This is a genomic window from Vreelandella titanicae BH1 (assembly GCF_000336575.1).
Classification (GTDB): domain Bacteria; phylum Pseudomonadota; class Gammaproteobacteria; order Pseudomonadales; family Halomonadaceae; genus Vreelandella; species Vreelandella titanicae.
On record NZ_AOPO01000005.1, the window covers coordinates 228,497 to 248,013 of the forward strand.

Consider the following 19,517-nt stretch of genomic DNA (forward strand, 5'->3'; position numbering starts at 1 on the left):
CGCTGAGTCGTCGTGAAAAAGCGCAACCTTCAGGCGGTAGTATCCCGCAGTCGCAGATCGAACAGCGTATCGTCACCGCAGCGGAAAGTTCGCGCGGGCGGGCGCAGCGCACTCTCAAGGGTCTCGATGGGCGTCATTTGCAGCCCTGGCCTACCGGAGCCGATCAGCAGCGGGGCGACCAGCAGATGCAGTCGATCAACAGTTCCCGCTTCGATAAACTGAGACACCGTAATGCCGCCGCCTTCTATCAACACCCGCGGCAGGCCCTTCTTGGCCAGCAGGGTGACAACACCATGGGGAGCGAACTGACCGCTGGCGTTCAGGGGCAGTACGCAACGTTCAACGTGGGCCAGGCTCGTCGTTGCCTGCAGCTCAGACCTTACGTCAGACCCCACGATATGCAGCGTCGGGGCGCTATCGGTGTTCAGCAGTGCCAAGTCGCTGGGAATGCGGCCGCGTGGATCCAGCACCACCCGCGTCGGGTTAGTGCCGCTAACATGGCGCACGGTCAGCTGCGGGTTATCGGCGCTGGCGGTACCCGCGCCGACCACCACTGCGTCGACCAAAGCGCGCAGACGATGCAGGTGAACCAAACTTTCATGGCCGTTGATGTAGTGGGAGTGGCCGCTTTCCGTGGCAATGCGGCCATCCATACTCTGTCCCAGCTGCGCCACCACCCACGCCGGTCGACTGGCCAGCGGGGTCAGGCAATCGAGCAGCTCTCGCGCCTCAGCGGTGATCGCTTTAGCCGTTTGCCACTCGCCGGTTGGCGCCAAGGTGATCGCCACATCGCAAGAGCGCCGATGACGCAACGCCAACAGCCATTCCCAAGCATCGGACAGCGCAATAATGTTGACATGGGATTCGGGCATGACGCCTCCGTGCTAGAAAATCCGCTTCATCATGCGGGCTCTCGTCAGTTGAGAGCAAGTTGTTTAGAGCAAGCATGCGCCATCCCCCTCGTAAGGAAGCCAGGAGGCCTACATGTACCAGATTGAACGCGCTATTTTCGACATCCGCCGTGGATTGCCAGTGGTGGTGAATGCCAGTGGGCAGCGTTTGCTCGTGCAGGCGCTGGAAGGCAGTGAATCGGTCGAAGCGCTGGCTTTGCTAGCAGGCGAGCGGCCTTCGCTGGTGCTTACTCGTCACCGCCTGACGGCGATGGGCATGAACTTGTCCGCCGAGGCCGCCAGCCTACCGCTGGTAGCTCACATTAGCACCAATGAGCTGAATGGCTTGGCCACGGCGGAAACGCTTTCACAACCTGCGGGTGGGTTACTGAGCGGGTTAAAGCCCGCCGGAATAGCCGAACTAGGCGCCGTGACGCTGATGCGCAGAGCCCTGCTGATTCCCGCAGCGCTCTGCGCTTTTGTTAGCCAAGAGGCTACAGCGACCATTGAGCAGCAGTTGGCAGAAGGACGCCTGCTGCAAGTCAGCGCTGAAGACGCTACACAATGCCTTGCCGGGGCGCCGGGCATGCTCAAGCGGGTGAGCGAAGCGAATATCCCCCTCGAGGATGCTGCCGACAGCCGCTTTGTGCTTTTCCGTGAGCCGGACGGCCTGCGTGAGCACGTTGCTGTGGTGATCGGTAAACCGGAGCGCTGGGAAGGCGCGGTGCCGCTACGCCTGCACTCGGCGTGTTTAACCGGTGACCTGTTCGGCAGTCTGCGTTGCGACTGCGGCGAGCAGCTACGCAACGCCGTGGCGGATATTCAAGCCATGGGTGGCGGTGTGCTGCTCTATTTGGCTCAAGAGGGCCGGGGCATTGGCTTAGCCAATAAACTACGCGCCTACACCTTACAGGATGGTGGCCTGGATACCGTGGATGCGGATCAAGTACTCGGTTTTGGTGACGATGAGCGCCAGTATGCGGTGGCGGTGGATATGCTTAACGCGCTTAACATTGACCAGGTGCAACTGCTGACCAATAACCCCTTGAAGATGGAGGCATTGCGTCAAGGCGGTATCGAGGTGGTCTCACGCCAGGCGCTTTACGGCAGCGTTACCGACCATAACCAGCGCTATCTAAATGCCAAAGCCACCCGAGGCGGGCACTTCTTGGAAGATGTGCTCAGTGGCCAGCGTTAAACGCACAACGGTCGCGAGCTAAAGCTGCCTTCCACTGGTGCAGCGGGCTAGGAGCCTGTCTGGCTTGGCCGATCGTCGCGAGAAGCATGGATTTTGAGCCAAATTTATCGATCGATTGAGGCGAATAGCGCGCTATTTAACGAAATCGATCGAATAAATTTGGCCAAAATACCGGGATTCGCAGTAGATCAGTGTTAAGTCAGGCAGGCTCCTAGGTTGGTTAGCGGTGGTAGGTGGGCGGTTTCCGTCACCACGGCCGCCAGTTGGCGGGCATAGTGGTGAACCAGCTGCTCGCCTAGTTCAGCGCTGGCCTTGCTGGCATCGCCCGCTACGCCTTGGGTGCTTAAGTCTTCTGCCAGCCAGGCAAAAGCCGCAGCACCTTCTGCGCTCACTAATGCATCGCCTTGGGGCGCTGCAGGCGGGGTGGCCTGATAGCCGTCCAGCTGCACCAGCGTTGGCGCTAAATAGAGCATCATAGCGGTTTCGAGCAGTCCTCCGTGTAAGCCGTAGCGCAACTCTTCAAAGGCAATCGCGCCCTCTAGCGGTGGTAGCCGTGTGTAAGTCGCTTTGACCACGCGCATACCATGCTGCCGACGCAGGGTTAACCCTGCCAAATCCATCACTGCCTTATTACCACCATGGCTGTTAATCAGCACCAGGCGGCGAATGCCGGCGTGGGCTAAGCTGTCGCCGTAGGCTTCAAGAGTAGCAATGGCCAGCGGCGCGGGTAGGCTGAGCGTGCCGGGAAAATTGGCGTGCTCGTCGCTGGCGCCCACCGCAATCGGCGGTAGGCAGATTACGTTCAGGTGAGTATCCAGCTTCTCCAACATAGCGGCCTGCAGTCCCTCACCAATAGTCAAGTCGGTGGCTAAAGGGAGGTGAGTGCCGTGCTGCTCAATGGCACCGAGCACCAGTACCGCTACAGGGTCGCATTGGGCGAACTCGGCTAACTGCGGAGCGGTGAGGGTTTGCCAGTGGTGAATCATAAAATGAGAAGCCTTTAGGTATTAAGCATCATTCAGAAGTAATCGATGATCCGAGCGGCAGGCGTACAGGTCACCGGAAGGCAATCCTTCGGCCCCTGCGCTTAGCCACTCGCTAACCGCTTGTGGCGTTTGCCACTCGGCCCAGCGAAAGTGGCGCTGCTCACCAGCTACCACGTTGTAGCGGTACTCGCCAAGGCGGCTTAAGTGGTTCACGCAGGCGTCGTTTATTTCCAGGGCACCTGCCACAAACTCCACCGACAGCGCGGCCACCGGGCAATTTAGCCCCGCCAAAACCTCCGCCTCAAAGCCTTCAACGTCGATTTTTATAAAGCTGGGTTCGCCATACTCGTCAATTAACGCATCCAGCGTGGTCACTGGCACCCGTAAACGCTGCTCCCACCGTACCTGACTAAAGCCTGCGTTGCGTTCGCCGATCTGCTCCCGCCACTCGGTGGCCAGGGTGGAAAGGGTCGGGTTGCTGGGGCTGATCGCGATCTCGGCAAAGCCCACCGTAGGGCCCGCCGCCATCGGCAGCAGGGTAATGGTCGGCGGTTTTACCAGGCGTTTAAACCATTTGGCGAGGTCGGGCTGGGGCTCCAGCGCCACCACCTTGGCGCCGAGCGCATGAAAAGCTGCGCTACGGTCGCCTAGATGCGCGCCAATATCAAAGGCAACGGTGCCGGGTTGTATGAAAGGCTGATAGAGGCGCTGCAGGCCACGCTGACGCCCAGGCCGCCAATAAATAAACAGCGAGCGGGCTAGCCCACCCGCGCTGCGCAGTCGTCGTAGCGCCATGCGCCGCATTAGTTGGGCTCTCTGAATGGACGTGCCTTGATCCACACAGGCGCTGGCGAGATAAGGTTGGCTTGATAAGTGCTATTCGTCATCGGGATACCACACGTAATTCCAGGTTTCGCTAACTGGTTCGCCGTTTAAGGTGAGCCTTAGGCGAACATCGCTGGGTTGATCGCTGGCGGGTAGCCGGAAGCTGGCTCGCCAGCCATTGTTGGGCAGCGCGGTGACCTGGGGGAGCAGTACCTCGCCGTGTTGGGCGCTAATATCTAACTCGACGGGCTGGTCAGCGGTGAGCTCCTCTAAGGCACCTCCCTGAAAGTCGACAATAAACTGGCGCTGGCCTTGTGAGGCAGAGTCCGCTTGCCCCGGCACCGCCGCATTGCCATGACGAGTGCGAATGGCGCGGCCAAGATTGTGCGCATCAGGCTGAGTGTTCAGCGTGTGAGTGAGATAGTGCAGGCGGCGCGATTCGCCGGCATCCAGGGTGTCGTCCGCCACCCAGTAGGCGACTATATTGTCGTGAGTCTCATCGGGGGTAGGGATTTCGACAAGTTCCACGTGGCCCGGCCCCCAATCATCCAGCGGGACAACCCATTGGCTGGGGCGACGGTGATACTGGGCTTCGGTATCCAAATAGCGGTTAAAATCCCGTTCCCGTTGCATTAATCCAAAGCCTTGAGGGGAGTCGTCTACAAAGGCGGATGTATGCAGGTGAGATGGGTTACTCAGCGGGCGCCAGATCCACTCACCGCTACCGGCATGTATCAGTAGGCCGTCGGAGTCGTGCACCTGTGGACGAAAATCGTCCGGCCGCTCGCGGCTTGCCTCACCATAAGTAAACATACTGGTGAGCGGTGCAACGCCCAGCTTGGTAATATCTTGCCGGGCAAACAGCTCCGCTTCGACCTCGACCTGAGTATTCTCACCGGGTTGGATAACAAAGCGATAGGCGCCGCTGACCGAGGGGCTATCCATTAACGCCAGCAGTTCAATCTGTTCGGCATCAGCCTCGGGTTTATAGAGCCAAAACTCGCGAAATGCCGGAAACTCTTCGCCATCTGGTGAGGCGGTATCGATCGCCAGCCCGCGGGTAGAGAGTCCGTAAGCCTGGTCACGCCCCACAATGCGGAAGTAGCTGGCACCGAGAAATACACCAAATTCGTCGGCGTAGTCATCGCTGTTAAGAGGGTAGTGGAGGCGAAACCCCGCATGGCCGCTGCCGGCTAAGTCTTGCTCTTTCAGTGCGGCGGCATTGCCATCGTAGGTGTAGTCCTCTGCTGAAAAGGGCAGGGGCGTTACCGTGTCGTTTTCGATAACGTTCAAGGCAATCGGGGTTTGAAACAGAAAGCCGCTATGAAATAACTGTAGGTTAAAAGGGCTCTCGTCTTTCCAGTAGGCGTGTTCGGGATCAAAGCGAATTTGCCGGTAGGTATCGTAGTCAAGCTCACGCAATACCTCTGGTAAGGTCTCTTCCGGGGCTTGGTAGGTTTCTTGAGCAAGCTGTTTGGCGCGTTCAATAACCTGCCTGAAGTGCGCATCGTCTGCGGCCAACGCTGGCAAGGTCAGCGCGCAGCCAATTAACACTATCCATTTGCCAGGCCGCCACTTGGCAACCGGCTTCCTACCAACTTGATTACAACGCATGGGCGAAATCCTTTCCGGTGAGGGCCTGCAAAGCGCATGGCCTAAAGCCAAGCAAAGCGTGAAATTTTTACACAACAACTATACGATAAAATATTACAGTACATGATTGTTGCGCTTTTCAGCAGCCTTATTCCTTGCTCTCTTATCTTGCGATTGGGTACAGCTACTCAACGAGACCAAGCGCTGACAGACTGTACCTTTGACACTGTAAGCTAAAGTAGGCACCTATGGGGATGCGATGAGTCGATTATTACTAATGCTTCTAACGCTGAATTTCTTACTCATCGCGCCGCTCTGGTGGCGTTTTGGCGAGATCAGCTCATATTTGCTCGCTTGGGAGGCGCTTATCATTGCGCCGCTCATGTTGCTGCTTCCTGTCGGCCAAACGCGCCGCATAGTGTCCATCGGACTCGTTAGTTGGGTGATGTTGGCAACCGCCGCGAATCTAGGCACAGCCGCCACCCAAATGGCGTTTGCCCGGCCACTTAATCTTTATCTTGATATACCTTTGCTGCGCTCAATTTATCACCTGCTAGTAGGTAATGTAGGTCAACTGTTGGCAGTTTGCGCAATGCTGCTGGGGGTTGCCCTGCTGATAGCCATCACTCTGGTTTTGGCACGCCTGATGATGCCACCCGTTGCCTACTCTGTTAAGCGCCTGCCTGGCGTGGTCGCGTTAACGCTGCTGGCCACTGCCACTACCGGTGCGGCGCTTGAACTCAATGGAGTACGGCTGATAGAAAGCGCGCGCTTGCCAGCGGTGGACACCACGCGTTTTCAGTGGCAGCAAATTACCGATACCCACGCCGCCCGCCTCGCCTTTACTGCACAGCTGGAGGCCGCACCAATGGAGGCGCGACCACTACCGGGGGTGGCGGGGCGCAATGTACTGCTCACTTTTATTGAGTCCTACGGTATCTCGGCGCTGGAAAACCCACGTTACTCCGACGTTCTACTGCCTACTCTAGCCGAGATGCAACAGCGCCTGGGGGAGCATAACCTCCACGTGGTCTCTGGCATGTTGGCCTCACCCATTCGTGGTGGGCAGTCATGGCTAGCCCACGCGACAGCCCTCAGCGGCCGCTGGATCGACAACCAGCTGTGGTATCAGCTGATGTTGGACAGCGGCCACTCCACTTTGATCGATGATTTTCGTGCCACTGGTCAGCGAACCCTCAGTGTGATGCCCGCCATTACCCTGGCGTGGCCGGAAGGGGAGGCCTACGGTTTCGATGAAATTGCCGCAGCGAAAGATATCGCTTACGCCGGGCCTGCTCTCAACTGGGTAACCATGCCGGATCAATTCACTCTCGATTACACCCAGCGCTACTTGCTAGGTGAGACACCGGTGTTTGCCCAATTGGCACTGATCTCCAGCCATGCCCCATGGACGCCGATTCTGCCGGTACTGGACAATTGGTCATCCATTGGCGATGGGCGTATTTTTGCCCCCTGGGAGGATGCCGGTGACCCACCAGAAGTGCTGTGGCAGGACATTGAGCGCATTCGTGACCACTACGCCTGGTCGGTGGACTACGCTGTGAAAGTCACCGGCCGCTGGGCTGAACGTGTAGTGGATGATAATACCTTGATGATAGTGCTGGGGGATCATCAAGCCGCGCCGTTGATTACCGGTGACGATGCCAGCGCGGCAGTACCGGTGCATATTATTAGTGGCGACCCTGAGCTATTGGCGCCCTTTATAAAGCGTGGCTTTGTTCCCGGCACGTTGCCTACGCTCGAAGAGTCGCGCGACGCACCTAGAATGAGCCAATTACGCCACTGGCTACAAGCCGATTTTGGAGAGTTAAATGATGTTTACACCGAGGATGGTGATGAGTGAAGGGCGGAATGACTTGCGGCTTACCAAAGCCAGCTATTAGGGCGTGCCGGTGTTAGCCCTTTGCGAACATCGACCCAGCCGAGTACGCAGCGCACGCCTAGCCATACCGCTAGCAGCGGCCAGAGCAGGGTGCCGACTATCACAATGCTGAGTAAAAAGGCGATGCCGGCATAGAGCGTGCCGATCCAGAAGGTGCGGATCAGATACCGGTAGTGCTGCTGCAGCCAGGGCGCCGCTTCTTTACGATAAACATAGGCGATGATTACGCCAATCAGCAGGGTGATATTGGCAGTGACAATACCCGCTAAGTAAAGCGCGTAGATAATCTGCGGAGCGCGTATCTCATCGCGGGGTGTAGGGGGTTGTGCCATCAGTTCTCTCTTTTTCAGCCTAATAAAGACGATAGTCGCGAAAGTTGGCTAGATTTTGCTGCTCCTGCACTACTTTACGGTAGCGCTTGTACTCCCATTGATACTGTGCAGGCTCCAAGGCAATCGCACTCTCGACGCTGGCATTGACGCCTGTGGCAGACTGCACATCATCGTCGCTATAGACCCGCTCGTCGGCATCCAGAAAATGGATCTCAAACCCTTTACCAGGAATACGTAGCGCGACGCCGGTGACTACCCGTGCCTGGGTGCGGGCGACCAATTTCGGCAGCAGGGTGGCGGTGTAAGCCTCGCGACCAAAGAAGGGTGCAAAAACGCCGCTGCCCCAGTCGGGCTCCTGGTCAGGTAGTATGCCAATCGCTTCGCTGCGTTTAAGCGCTTTAAGTAATGCCGCAACGCCGCGGGGGTTGGTGGGAACCAAACTTGCCCCCATACGCTCGCGGCCATGACGAATGACGGGATCGAGGGCGGTGATTTTGGGTGGCTCGTACATGGCGGTGAAAGGGAAATGGCTCGAGAGCCAAAAGTTAAGCACCTCCCAGTTGCCGAAGTGCGGGGCAAGCACAATCACGCCGCGGCCTTCGGTGCGGGCGTTATCGAGCTTGTCGCGACCGTGCACCGCTAAAATGCTGGTCTCTACCTTGTTTGGTTCCGCCATCCAGGCGTGGCCCAGCTCCAACATCGTAGCCGTTGAGTGGTGTAAACTGTGCTGACCAAGGGTTTTACGTTCAGCAATGGAGAGGTCTGGGTAAACGATCGCTAAGTTGCGATCGGTTACCCAACGCTCACGCTTATTAAAGCGGTAAACCAGGGGGCCGAGCGCCGAAGAAATACGCCACAGGCGCGCAAGCGGCCAGCGTGACAGTTGACGCCACAGCCAACTGATCGCACTGGCTTTGGAAAAACGCCTAGCGTTATTAGCCCCCTGTGGTGTCATCGTTAAATCAACCAAGTATCTACATTGGAAGGTGCGCGCTTCTCTTGCAGCCCTTTGAAACCTTTAACACAGCGAATAATGAACCACACGGCTAGCGCCAGCAAAAGTGGGAAACCGATCACTGCAAAGAGCAATATCGAGAAAATAATGCCGTACACCAATCCTATCCAGAAGGTGCGGATCTGGTAGCGGTAGTGCTCGTCCAGCCACGTAGGGCCTTTGCCCTTATAGACATAGGCAATGACCACACCAATAATCGACGTAAAACCAAGGATAAAACTGGCCAGATAGAGCGCATAAATAACCATTGCCATGGTTGTGTCGGGCTGGGAGCTCTGCTCTTCGCTTACGACTTGGCCGTCGAGTGGGGATTCACTTTCGTTATCAAGCATAACGTTTCCTTTCATTCAATTGTATAGATGCTGAAGTGGGTGATGGTGCTTGGCACATCAGTGCGCGCTATTTAAGCGCGATATATAATACCTTGATTCATTAGACTTAGCATTAACGCGAAGAGGGGCGGCAAATCTCTAGCAGGTTACCGTCCGGGTCACGCAGATAAATCGACTCAATCGGGCCTGTGGCGCCTTGGCGGGCGACGGGGCCTAGCTCTACGTCTATCGCCAGCGCATCTAAATGCTGCTTGAACTCATCCAGCGGCAGCTGGCAGCGCAGGCATAAGTCCAGGCTGCCAGGGGTGGGTGTGGCTGAAATGGGGGCAATATCGGTGTCGGTTTGATGTAGGCGAAGTGCCGTATCACCGAGCATTAAATCGACCCGTTGGGCATCGCGATAGCGCACGTCTAGGCCCAAAACGCGTGAGTAAAAATCGACTGCGCGACCCATATCGGTCACGGTTACAACAAGATGATCCAGACCTGATAGCATGCCACCTTCCTTAATACGTAACGATAAGCCAGAGAATACGATGATGCGCTGCTGTCCGCTCTGTGTGGAGCCCACTACTGCGCCCTACCACCGGGATCGGCGTCGTGACTACTACCAGTGTGCCACGTGCAAGCTGGTATTTGTCCCCCCCGAGCAGCATTTAAGCGCCGCTGCAGAAAAGGCCGAATACGATAAACATCAAAACTCGCCGCATGATACGGGATACCGGCGCTTTTTAGGGCGTTTATTTACCCCGCTGTTAGCTAAGCTCGAACCCAACGCCCGCGGTCTTGATTTTGGTTCAGGGCCAGGGCCGACGCTGTCGGTTATGTTCGCAGAGCAGGGGCACTCGATGGCTATTTACGACCTTTTTTACGCCCCCGATGCCTCAGTTTTGACACAAATATATGATTTTATCACCGCCACAGAAGTTGTTGAGCACTTGGCGCAGCCCGGCAAGGTGCTTACGCAGTTGGCGGCTCAGCTCTCGCCAGGTGGCTATCTGGGCTTAATGACCAAGCGCGTCACTTCGCCGGAGGCTTTTGCCCGCTGGCACTATATTAGCGACCCCACCCATATCAGCTTTTTTAGTGAGGAGACCTTCCGTTGGTGGGCACAAAAGAATAGTTTAGTAGTGGAATTTCCTGGGCCAGACACGGTTATTCTACACAAAACGCTAACGTGAATAATTATAACGTTAGAAAAGCATTGACTTTGCCCCCTTTGGGGTAATAATTGCGCGCCGCTATCCCGGCCTGACTCGATGTGCCAGGTGAGATGACGGTTCCTGTGAACACGCTTAGTAGCGTTTTTACGCCTGTTTTCAGTCCTTTGTTTCACCACTTTTAGGCAAGACGAGGTTTTCATGTCGCGGCAACTGCTAGCCATGGCGCTGGCGCCCCTGTTAGGGCTCTTCATTCTCGGGATTGGCAACGGTTTTCTTGCCACCTTAATTACCGTGCGCTTGGATGCTGCCGGTGAGTCGGCCACGGTCATCGGTATTGTCTCGTCGGCTTACTTTATCGGTTTAGCGTTGGGCGCAATGGTGAATGACCGCCTGTTGCTGCGCATTGGCCATATTCGCGCTTACGGTAGTTTTGCCTCATTAGTGGCCGTCACGGTGCTGCTGCAAGGCTTGTTCTTCGACCCCTGGGCCTGGTTTGTACTGCGCCTTATCGGCGGCTGGGCCACGGTTGGGGTTTATCTGGTTATCGAAAGCTGGCTGCTCACGTCAGGCGACCAGAAGGTTCGCGGCCGCCTGCTGGCGCTTTATATGATTTCACTTTACGCCGCCGGTGTATTGGGCCAACTGCTGCTGGGTGTTACCAACGCCATGGGCGTCACTGCGCCCTTTATGGTGATTGGGCTACTGGCCTCGCTCTCTGTGCTACCTATGGCGATGATTCCTCGCGTGTCACCGATTATGGAGCACGCCGAACCGCTTCCCCCGCACCGTTTGATCACCCTGACGCCCACCGGTGTGATGGGTAGTTTAGGCTCTGGGATGGTGGTAGCCGCAGCGTACACACTGCTCCCGCTCTATTTACAGCGTATTGGCATGAGTGTCAGTCAGGTGGGGCAGATGATGGCGGTGGTGATTATGGGCGCGATGCTGCTGCAGTACCCGATTGGCCGTTGGTCGGATCGCCATGACCGACAAATGGTACTGATTGGCATTAGCGGTTTCTGCGTGCTGATCTCGGCGGCGATGCTTTGGCTGCCGCTCTCTACGCCGCTGTTGGCGGTACTGCTATTCTTGCTTGGCGGTGGGGTATTTGCGCTCTACCCGGTGGCGGTGAGCCACGCCGCCGACCGCGCCCCCGCAGGGGCGCTGGTGCGTATGAGCCAGGGCCTGTTGCTGATCAACTCCATTGGCGCCACGATCAGCCCGCTAATGATTTCTCCGGTGATGACCGCGATGGGCGATGCGGGTCTGTTTTGGGCCTTCGGCTCACTAAGTCTGTTCTTTGTTATGTTCTTCTCCTGGCGGCGTAGCGTGCGTCCGGCGCCTGTGCCTGTGGCACCCTTTACGCCGACTACGCCAATGACCGCTGCTGGTGCTGAGCTGGTGGTCACCGAGGAGTTGATGCAGGGGGCACTGGAGCACGAGCACTTGGAGGATCTCTCAGATGCCGTATGGGACGTCGACGCCGCTGAACCGGTGGTAGGGCCGCCTGCGGAAGATGAGAGCCATATCACTTATTATGATGATGTGGAGCAAGCAAGTGAGCGAAAGTAAAGACGGGTGAGGACGCTAATCATAGCGGGTGATACCTTGGGCTAATGGTGTGGGCAAGAGAGTGTTACTACTATCAAGGGTACACTTTCAAACAATTGTTTAATTTTCAGCCCGAGGTTCGCTATGAATGTTTACGCCGCACCGGTACGCGATTTGCGCTTTGTGCTTGAAGAGCTGCTAGCGCACCGTTCGCTTAGCCTGCCGGGCTTTGAAGAGGCCACGCCAGACTTGGTCGAGGCGGTACTCGAAGAGGCCGCAAAACTGGCCGGTGACATTTGGGGCCCGCTTAATAAGATTGGTGATCAGCAAGGGGCCAAGCGCCACTCCGATGGCAGTGTGACGACGCCAGAAGGCTTCGCGACGGCTTACCAGGCTTATGTCGAGGGTGGCTGGAACGGTATTGGTGTATCAGAAGCACTAGGTGGTCAGAACCTGCCAGAAGTGGTTGCCAGTGCGGTGCAGGAGATGCTTCACGGTGCCAATATGGCGCTGGGGCTCTGCCCCATGCTGACCGCTGGCGCTATCGAAGCGCTGGCCCATCACGGTAGCGATGCGCTCAAAGCGACCTACTTGCCCAAACTGGTGGAAGGCACCTGGACGGGCACTATGAACCTGACCGAATCCCAAGCGGGCTCGGATCTCTCCCAAGTACGCACTCGCGCGGTACCTGAAAACGACCATTACCGCATCAGCGGCCAGAAGATCTATATCACCTGGGGCGAACACGATGCCGCCGAAAATATTATCCATCTTGTGCTAGCCCGCAAACCCGATGCGCCGGAAGGCAACAAAGGTATTTCCCTGTTTCTGGTACCCAAGTTCCTGATCAATGAAGACGGCTCCTTGGGCGAGCGCAACGACGTCACCTGCGCCTCTATCGAGCACAAACTGGGCATTCATGGCTCGCCCACCTGCACCCTGAGCTTTGGTGAAAACGGCGGGGCGATTGGCTACCTTGTTGGCGAAGAAGGGCGTGGCCTTAATCATATGTTTACCATGATGAACGAGGCGCGTCACAAAGTCGGTATTCAGGGTATTGGCGTGGCCGAACGTGCCTGCCAGCACGCCTTTGCCTATGCGTTGGAGCGTCGCCAAGGGCGCTCTCCCAAAACCCGTGGCGGCGCTGAATGCAGTATCAGCGATCATTTAGACGTGCGCCGCATGCTGCTCTCCATGCGTTCCCGCACCGATGCGCTGCGCGCCCTGGCGCTCTACTGCGCCGCAGAGTTGGATACCGCCCGCCGCGCTGAAAGTAACGATGCCCGCCAAACCGCCCAGGCCCGCGCGGATATTTTGATTCCCGTGATCAAAAGCTTCTCTACCGATCAGGCAGTGGATATCGCCTCCATGGGGATTCAGGTGCACGGTGGGATGGGCTATGTGGAAGAGACCGGTGCTGCCCAGCTACTGCGCGATGCCCGCATTGCCCCGATTTACGAAGGTACCAACGGCATTCAAGCGCTCGACTTGGCGGGGCGTAAACTCCAGCGTGATAACGGTGAAGCGCTCGCCGCGCTGCTTCACGACGTTTCCGCCACTGTGGAGCAACTCAATGCCGACCCCGCTTTGTCAGCGTTGGGCAGTGGTTTGGCCGCAGGGCTTGAGGATTTGAAAGCTGCCCAGGCAATTGTGCTGGAACAAGGCAGTGACCCTGAAACCGGCGCAGATGCGGTGCAGGCTTACGCAACGCCGTTCCTGAACTTGGCGGGCCACGTGCTGTGTGCTTGGCAGATGGGGCTGGCGGCTCTCAGCGCCCATGCTGCCCTTAACAACGGCAGTGATGATCCCTTCTATACTGCCAAGATGCGCAGCGCCGAATTTGCCATCACTCAATGGCTGCCGGTAGGCCGCGCCCAGCGCACGGTGATTGAGGCGGGTATGCAGTGCTTAAGCGATTTTGAGGTTCACTAACGCTAATTTTCAGCTTCACGCCGCCGCCGCCCCTTGAGGCGGCGGCGCTGTTTCTAAGCGATCAAAACAACCATTTTAAACAAGACATTAAAACGAACGCTTTCAATAACATCAACAAAAGTCAGGAGCCGACCATGACCGCTACCTTTGAGCAAGGCTTGCCCAAAACTGCTGCCAATCACGTGCCGCTTTCACCGCTGACCTTTATCGAGCGCTCGGCGTCGATCTATCCCGATTACCCGGCGGTGGTACATGGCAGTACGCGACGCACCTGGAGCGAAACCTGGTCGCGCTGCCGCCAGCTTGCCTCGGCGCTCGAAAAGCGGGGCATTCAGCCGGGTCAGACAGTGGCGGCGATGCTGCCCAATATCCCCGCCATGTTTGAAGCACACTTTGGCGTGCCGCTGGCCGGCTGCGTGCTTAATACGCTGAATATTCGCCTGGATGCTGAGGCGATCAGCTATATGCTGGAACATGGCGAGGCGAAAGCCATTCTGGTTGACCCCGAGTTTGCCGAGGTCATCCAGCAAGCCGTTGCCAAGCTAACCCACAAGCCGCTGATCATCGATGTCGCCGATGTGGAGTTTCTCGGCGAGACCCAGGGCATTGGCGAGATTGAGTACGAAGCGCTGCTTAACGAGGGCGACACCAATTTTGCCTATCAACTGCCTGGGGATGAGTGGGATGCGATCTCGCTCAACTACACCTCCGGCACCACCGGCAAACCCAAGGGCGTGGTCTACCACCACCGCGGCGCTTACCTAAATGCGGTGAGCAATATCATGGAGTGGGCAATGCCCCATCACCCTATCTATCTGTGGACGCTGCCGATGTTCCACTGCAACGGCTGGTGCTTCCCATGGACGATTGCCGCCAACGCCGGGGTTAACGTTTGCCTGCGTCGCGTCGATCCTAAAAAGATCATGCAGCTCATTGCCGAAGAGAAGGTCACCCACTTCAGCGGGGCGCCGATTATTCTTAATGGCCTCGTGAACCTGCCTGCGGAAGATAAGCATCAGTTCGATCATCCGGTCAAAGTCACCACCGCCGGTGCCGCGCCGCCTGCCTCGGTGATCGCCGGGGTGGAGAAGCTGGGCATTGAGGTAACCCACGTTTATGGCCTGACGGAAGTCTACGGGCCGGTAACCGTCTGCGCCTGGCGGGAAGCGTGGGATGAATTGCCGCTGGAAGCACGAGCCAAAATTAAAGCCCGCCAGGGGGTGCGCTACCACATGCTCGAAGCGCTGTGCGTGGCTGATCCGCTCACCATGGAGCCAGTGCCCAAGGATGGCCAAACCATGGGTGAGATACTCATGCGCGGCAATAACGTTATGAAGGGCTATTTAAAGAACCCGGAAGCCACCGAGCAGGCGCTGGAGGGCGGCTGGTACCACACCGGCGACCTGGCGGTTTGGCATCCGGATGGCTATATCGAGATTAAAGACCGCTCCAAGGACATCATTATTTCTGGCGGTGAAAATATCTCCACCATCGAGGTGGAGGACGCTATTTATGGCCATCCCGCCGTTGAAGAGGCCGCGGTGGTCGCTAAGCCCGACGAGAAGTGGGGTGAAACGCCCTGTGCCTTTGTGAAGCTCAAAGTCGGTTACGGCGAAGTCACCGAAGCTGACATTATTGCTCACTGTCGCGAACATTTGGCGGGCTATAAAGTGCCCAAAACGGTCATTTTCAGCGAGCTCCCGAAAACCTCAACGGGCAAGATTCAGAAATTCGTATTGCGCGAAGAAGCTAAGCAGCATTGATAACCCCCCCAGTGGTAATAATAGATAGTGGTGATAATAGATAGAGGAGAGCGTGCATGAGCGACCAACTTATTGGCGTTGTAGGAGCCGGTACCATGGGGCAGGGAATTGCCCAAGTAGTGGCTGTCAGTGGCTATCAGGTGCACCTTTACGATGTGGCTGAGGAACCGTTAAGCCGCGCCAAGGCGAATATCGACAAAGGCTTAGCCAAGCTGGTGGCGAAAGAAAAGATCAGCGAGGCAGATAAAACCGCAGCCTTGGAGCGTCTTTCCATCACTACCACGCTGGATACTTTGAGCGACTGCGCGGTGATTATTGAAGCCGCCCCTGAACAGCCTGAGCTCAAAGAGAGGCTGTTTCGCGACCTAAGCCGCTTAAGCAGTACCGCGATTTTGGCCTCCAACACCTCGTCGCTATCGCTTACCCGCTTGGCAGCAGTATGCGAGCACCCCGAGCGGGTGGTGGGCATGCACTTCTTTAACCCGGTGCCAGTGCTCAAGTTGGTGGAGGTGATTCGCGCCGAGCAAACCTCAGACGCTACCGTAGCCGAGGTTGAAACCCTCGCTAAGGCGCTGGGGAAAACCGCTGTACCGATAGGTGACGCGCCGGGCTTTGCAGTGAATCGCCTGCTGGTACCGATGATCAACGAAGCGGCGTTTATTGTTCAGGAGGGCACCGCGACCCCCGAAGCGATTGATAACGCCATGAAACTAGGCGCGGCTCACCCCATGGGGCCGCTGGCACTGGCGGATTTAATCGGGCTGGATGTGTGCCTGGCGATTATGGACGTGCTTCAAGAGGGCTTTGGCGACCCCAAATACCGTCCTTGCCCACTGCTTAAGCGCATGGTCGCAGCGGGCTACCTAGGCCGTAAAAGTGGGCGCGGCTTCTACTCTTACGATTAGCTTGTACTGAAGGGAAGAGTGCGGTGTAAAGAAGTGATTGCCACTCAACCAAGCGTTCGCTAGGGTTGAGTGGTGTTCACTTTAATGTTCCATAACAAATCAAATAAGGAGTCCGCCATGAGCGAAGCAGTGATCGAAAAGGTTGATAACGATGGGATGGTGCGTCTGACCATCAATCGTCCCAAAGCACTGAATGCGTTAAACAGCGAAGTGCTTGCCGCACTGGAAGCGCACTTAGTAGAGCTTGAGGCTCACCCGAACCTGCGCGCCGTGCTGATTACCGGTGCGGGCGAGAAGTCTTTCGTCGCGGGTGCTGATATCACTGAAATGCGTGAAAAAACGCCCGAAGAAGCGCGAGCTTTCGCCAGCCAAGCGCTGCGTACTATTAAACGCCTAGAGACTCTCCCCGTGCCGGTGGTCGCGCTGGTGAACGGGTTTTGCCTTGGCGGCGGCTGCGAATTGGCGCTGGCCTGCGACTGGGCCGTAGCCAGTGACAACGCCGTATTCGGCCAGCCTGAAGTACTGCTGGGCGTCATCCCCGGCTTTGGCGGCACCCAGCGCCTACCACGTCGCGTTGGCCCTGCCATGGCGATTGACCTGGTGACTACCGGGCGCAAAATCGATGCCCAAGAGGCGCTGCGTATCGGCCTAGTCAATCGCGTGATGCCGCAAGCGGAGTTGGAAAGCTACGCTGAGGAGCTTACCAAGCAACTCAAAGGCAACGGCCCGCAATCAGTGCGTGGTGCCAAGCAGGCCGTTCACGATGGAATGGATCAGGATCTGGATAGTGCACTGGCACTGGAAACCAGCTTGTTCGCCTTCTGCTTTGCCGGTGACGAGCAGAAAGAGGGCATGTCAGCCTTTGTTGAAAAGCGTAAACCTAACTTCTAAACCACGCCTCATTCCAGCTTTACTTATTTAGGGGGTGGCGCTTACGTCACCCCCGTTTTATTCTCGAAACCTAACCATTACCTTCAAGAGAATCGCCAATATGCAATGGGCCGCATTCATCCTCGCCGCGCTGGGTTTCGCCTATCTCCCTGGGCCTGCAATGCTGTATACCGCAGCGCAAACCCTGGGGCGCGGCCGACGAGCAGGATGGTTAGCGGTCATGGGTGTGCATATGGGCTGCTACGTTCATGTGGTGGCGGCCGCATTGGGCTTGGCGCTGCTGTTTGCAGCGATTCCGCCTGCTTATATCGCCATGAAAATCATCGGTGGGCTTTATTTACTCTGGATGGGGCTGAGGCTATGGCAGCAGGGCATTCGTGCCCATAATGATGAGGTGCCGCTGGCAACCACTAAACGCGTGCTTCGCGACAGTTTTTTGGTGGAGGTGCTCAACCCTAAAACCGCGCTTTTCTTTGTCGCGTTTCTGCCTCAATTTGTGCAGCCCGAGAGCGCTATGCCGGTAGCGTGGCAACTGCTCTGGTTAGGTATCGCCACTAATGTGCTGTTCTCATCAGCGGATGTTGTTGTGGTGCTGCTGGCCAGCCCGTTGCGTGAGTGGCTAAAAAAATCCCATGGCTCCTCCCAGCTCATACAGCGCATTGGCGGTGGCGTATTAATGGGATTAGGCGGTAATACACTGGCTCAGGCAGCACGTTAAGGTGGCTGCCTAATTGATCGGCTAATTCGATTTCCCACATAAGGAGCGCTGCATGTTTGATCTCTATATTGCCAACAAGAATTACTCTTCTTGGTCGCTGCGCCCTTGGGTGCTGATGAAAGCGCTGGAGATTCCGTTTAACGAACACCTGATGCCGTTCGAGGGTGGTTTGGGTGCAAGCCATGCCACCTTCATTCGCTTCTCACCTTCAGGTTTGGTGCCCTGCTTGGTGGATGTGGCGGATGTGGCGGATGAAGGCGAGCAGGCGGTGTGGGACTCCCTGGCGATTATCGAGTATCTGGCCGAGCAGCACGCTAATGTTTGGCCGAGTGATAAAACCGCCCGCGCTTGGGCGCGCTCAGCCACAGCAGAGATGCACAGCGGCTTTAGCGCCCTGCGCGACGAGTGTCCAATGAACTGCGGTATGCGGGTGGAATTGAATAGCTTATCGGCCAATCTTAAGGCCGATGTGGCACGCTTGGATGCGCTATGGCAGCAGGGGATTAAGCGCTTTGGCGGGCCGTTTTTAGCGGGTGAGCACTTCTCAGCAGTAGATGCGTTTTATGCGCCTGTGGCGTTTCGCGTGCAGACATTCAACCTGCCGATTCATGAAAAATCCCAGGCATATGTCGAGCGCTTGCTAGCGCTGCCAGCAATGCAAGCGTGGTATCAAGCCGCGCTCGAAGAGCCATGGCATGAGCCCATGCACGAGGCCGATACGCTGAAAAACGGCAGCGTAACGGCCGATTACCGCAAAGCTTGACCTGTCAGACTATTCACCAGGGACACCCGGCATCGGGTACACTGACGCAAATTTCGTTTGGACATTTTCATGGCTCTTAGCGCAACGCCCTACAAAGTTGATATCAATCTGACCGATCTGGATCGCGGGGTGTATGAAACGCTGCGCTTTACCGTGGCTCGCCATCCGTCAGAGACCGAAGAGCGCATGACCGCGCGCTTGCTTGCTTATGTGTTGTGGTACAGCGAGACGCTGGCCTTCGGGCGTGGGCTTTCAGATGTAGATGAACCGGCACTGTGGGAGAAAAGCCTAGACGGTCGCCTACTGCACTGGATCGAAGTGGGTTTGCCCGATGCCGAGCGGATTACCTGGTGCTCACGTAGGGCAGAGCGCGTGTCGCTACTTGCTTACGGCCGGGTAGATCAATGGGAGAGTAAAGTGTTGCCCAGCGTGGCATCACTGAAAAATGTGCATGTGGCGGGGCTGCCACAAGAGGCCCTAGCGATTATCGCTAAAGACCTGCCTCGGGCGATTAACTGGGCAGTAATGATCAGCGAAGGATCGCTGTTTATTACCGATGAAAACGGCCAACATGAAATCACTCCGCAGTGGCTTCTGCGCGACAGATAGTGATTCAACTAAGTCATTAGCCTACCAACTTTACTCTAGTCGACTACGCTAATAAATCTAAACAAATGACAGCAGAAGGGGTGGCCTACAAGCCACCCTTTGATGTTAGTGACTTAGCTCTTTTCTGTAGAAGACAGTAAAAGTATGC

At 56.7% G+C, this 19,517-nt stretch carries 19 protein-coding genes; 11 read left to right on the forward strand and 8 right to left on the reverse strand.

Annotated features, from left to right (window positions below; genetic code table 11):
- Positions 1 to 29 precede the first annotated feature (29 nt).
- Positions 30 to 872: a dihydrofolate reductase family protein gene (locus tag HALTITAN_RS26045; protein ID WP_161463351.1), complete on the reverse strand. Its 843-nt coding sequence runs from the start codon at positions 870 to 872 to the stop codon at positions 30 to 32.
- Positions 873 to 984: 112 nt separating this feature from the next.
- Here HALTITAN_RS26045 and ribA point away from each other — a divergent pair, with 112 nt between their 5' ends.
- Positions 985 to 2,088 carry a GTP cyclohydrolase II RibA gene (gene ribA / locus HALTITAN_RS11830; protein ID WP_009287250.1) on the forward strand — a complete coding sequence of 368 codons (1,104 nt, stop codon included), beginning with the start codon at positions 985 to 987 and terminating at the stop codon, positions 2,086 to 2,088.
- 194 nt (positions 2,089 to 2,282) lie between these two features.
- Here the strand turns inward: ribA and HALTITAN_RS11835 are convergent, their stop codons facing one another.
- From HALTITAN_RS11835 to HALTITAN_RS11845, 3 genes are all read right to left on the reverse strand, one after another.
- Positions 2,283 to 3,074 (reverse strand): creatininase family protein, encoded by a 792-nt coding sequence (locus HALTITAN_RS11835; RefSeq protein WP_009287251.1) that lies wholly within the window; start codon positions 3,072 to 3,074, stop codon positions 2,283 to 2,285.
- Positions 3,075 to 3,095: 21 nt separating this feature from the next.
- Positions 3,096 to 3,878 (reverse strand): FkbM family methyltransferase, encoded by a 783-nt coding sequence (locus HALTITAN_RS11840; protein WP_035538567.1) that lies wholly within the window; start codon positions 3,876 to 3,878, stop codon positions 3,096 to 3,098.
- Positions 3,879 to 3,950: 72 nt separating this feature from the next.
- Complete coding sequence (locus tag HALTITAN_RS11845) at positions 3,951 to 5,513, reverse strand: OpgD/OpgG family glucan biosynthesis protein (protein WP_051052011.1); 1,563 nt, start codon at positions 5,511 to 5,513, stop codon at positions 3,951 to 3,953.
- Positions 5,514 to 5,751: 238 nt separating this feature from the next.
- On the opposite strand from HALTITAN_RS11845, the gene HALTITAN_RS11850 reads away from it, so the two are divergent.
- The gene (locus HALTITAN_RS11850) at positions 5,752 to 7,356 is read left to right on the forward strand and encodes an alkaline phosphatase family protein (RefSeq protein ID WP_009287254.1); all 1,605 of its coding nucleotides are present in this window, start codon (positions 5,752 to 5,754) and stop codon (positions 7,354 to 7,356) included.
- A 20-nt stretch (positions 7,357 to 7,376) separates the two neighbouring features.
- Here the strand turns inward: HALTITAN_RS11850 and HALTITAN_RS11855 are convergent, their stop codons facing one another.
- From HALTITAN_RS11855 to HALTITAN_RS11870, 4 genes are all read right to left on the reverse strand, one after another.
- Positions 7,377 to 7,727, reverse strand: a complete 351-nt coding sequence (locus tag HALTITAN_RS11855; protein ID WP_039859293.1) for a DUF4870 family protein — start codon at positions 7,725 to 7,727, stop codon at positions 7,377 to 7,379.
- Between the two features lie 19 nt (positions 7,728 to 7,746).
- Positions 7,747 to 8,682: a lysophospholipid acyltransferase family protein gene (locus tag HALTITAN_RS11860; RefSeq protein ID WP_039859294.1), complete on the reverse strand. Its 936-nt coding sequence runs from the start codon at positions 8,680 to 8,682 to the stop codon at positions 7,747 to 7,749.
- Positions 8,683 to 8,684: 2 nt separating this feature from the next.
- Complete coding sequence (locus HALTITAN_RS11865; RefSeq protein ID WP_022520530.1) at positions 8,685 to 9,074, reverse strand: DUF4870 family protein; 390 nt, start codon at positions 9,072 to 9,074, stop codon at positions 8,685 to 8,687.
- A 112-nt stretch (positions 9,075 to 9,186) separates the two neighbouring features.
- On the reverse strand, positions 9,187 to 9,570 hold the full coding sequence (locus HALTITAN_RS11870) for a VOC family protein (RefSeq protein ID WP_022520529.1): 384 nt from the start codon (positions 9,568 to 9,570) through the stop codon (positions 9,187 to 9,189).
- Between the two features lie 40 nt (positions 9,571 to 9,610).
- Between HALTITAN_RS11870 and HALTITAN_RS11875 the strand changes: the two genes are divergently transcribed.
- The 9 genes from HALTITAN_RS11875 to HALTITAN_RS11915 all read left to right on the forward strand — a co-directional run bounded on the left by HALTITAN_RS11875 (position 9,611) and on the right by HALTITAN_RS11915 (position 19,369).
- Positions 9,611 to 10,255: a class I SAM-dependent methyltransferase gene (locus tag HALTITAN_RS11875; RefSeq protein WP_039859295.1), complete on the forward strand. Its 645-nt coding sequence runs from the start codon at positions 9,611 to 9,613 to the stop codon at positions 10,253 to 10,255.
- A 180-nt stretch (positions 10,256 to 10,435) separates the two neighbouring features.
- Positions 10,436 to 11,809 (forward strand): MFS transporter, encoded by a 1,374-nt coding sequence (locus HALTITAN_RS11880; RefSeq protein WP_009287257.1) that lies wholly within the window; start codon positions 10,436 to 10,438, stop codon positions 11,807 to 11,809.
- A gap of 123 nt (positions 11,810 to 11,932) precedes the next feature.
- The gene (locus HALTITAN_RS11885; protein ID WP_009287258.1) at positions 11,933 to 13,720 is read left to right on the forward strand and encodes an acyl-CoA dehydrogenase; all 1,788 of its coding nucleotides are present in this window, start codon (positions 11,933 to 11,935) and stop codon (positions 13,718 to 13,720) included.
- Positions 13,721 to 13,854: 134 nt separating this feature from the next.
- The gene (locus HALTITAN_RS11890; protein ID WP_009287259.1) at positions 13,855 to 15,483 is read left to right on the forward strand and encodes an acyl-CoA synthetase; all 1,629 of its coding nucleotides are present in this window, start codon (positions 13,855 to 13,857) and stop codon (positions 15,481 to 15,483) included.
- A 56-nt stretch (positions 15,484 to 15,539) separates the two neighbouring features.
- Positions 15,540 to 16,388 (forward strand): 3-hydroxybutyryl-CoA dehydrogenase, encoded by an 849-nt coding sequence (locus HALTITAN_RS11895; RefSeq protein WP_009287260.1) that lies wholly within the window; start codon positions 15,540 to 15,542, stop codon positions 16,386 to 16,388.
- Between the two features lie 117 nt (positions 16,389 to 16,505).
- A complete protein-coding gene (locus HALTITAN_RS11900) occupies positions 16,506 to 17,279 on the forward strand; it encodes an enoyl-CoA hydratase-related protein (protein ID WP_027959793.1) in 774 nt (257 codons plus the stop codon).
- Between the two features lie 100 nt (positions 17,280 to 17,379).
- Entirely contained in the window at positions 17,380 to 17,997 is a 618-nt protein-coding gene (locus tag HALTITAN_RS11905) for a LysE family translocator (RefSeq protein WP_027959792.1), read from the forward strand.
- A 52-nt stretch (positions 17,998 to 18,049) separates the two neighbouring features.
- The gene (locus HALTITAN_RS11910; protein WP_039859296.1) at positions 18,050 to 18,760 is read left to right on the forward strand and encodes a glutathione S-transferase family protein; all 711 of its coding nucleotides are present in this window, start codon (positions 18,050 to 18,052) and stop codon (positions 18,758 to 18,760) included.
- A 69-nt stretch (positions 18,761 to 18,829) separates the two neighbouring features.
- Positions 18,830 to 19,369: a YaeQ family protein gene (locus HALTITAN_RS11915; protein WP_039859297.1), complete on the forward strand. Its 540-nt coding sequence runs from the start codon at positions 18,830 to 18,832 to the stop codon at positions 19,367 to 19,369.
- Positions 19,370 to 19,517 lie beyond the last annotated feature (148 nt).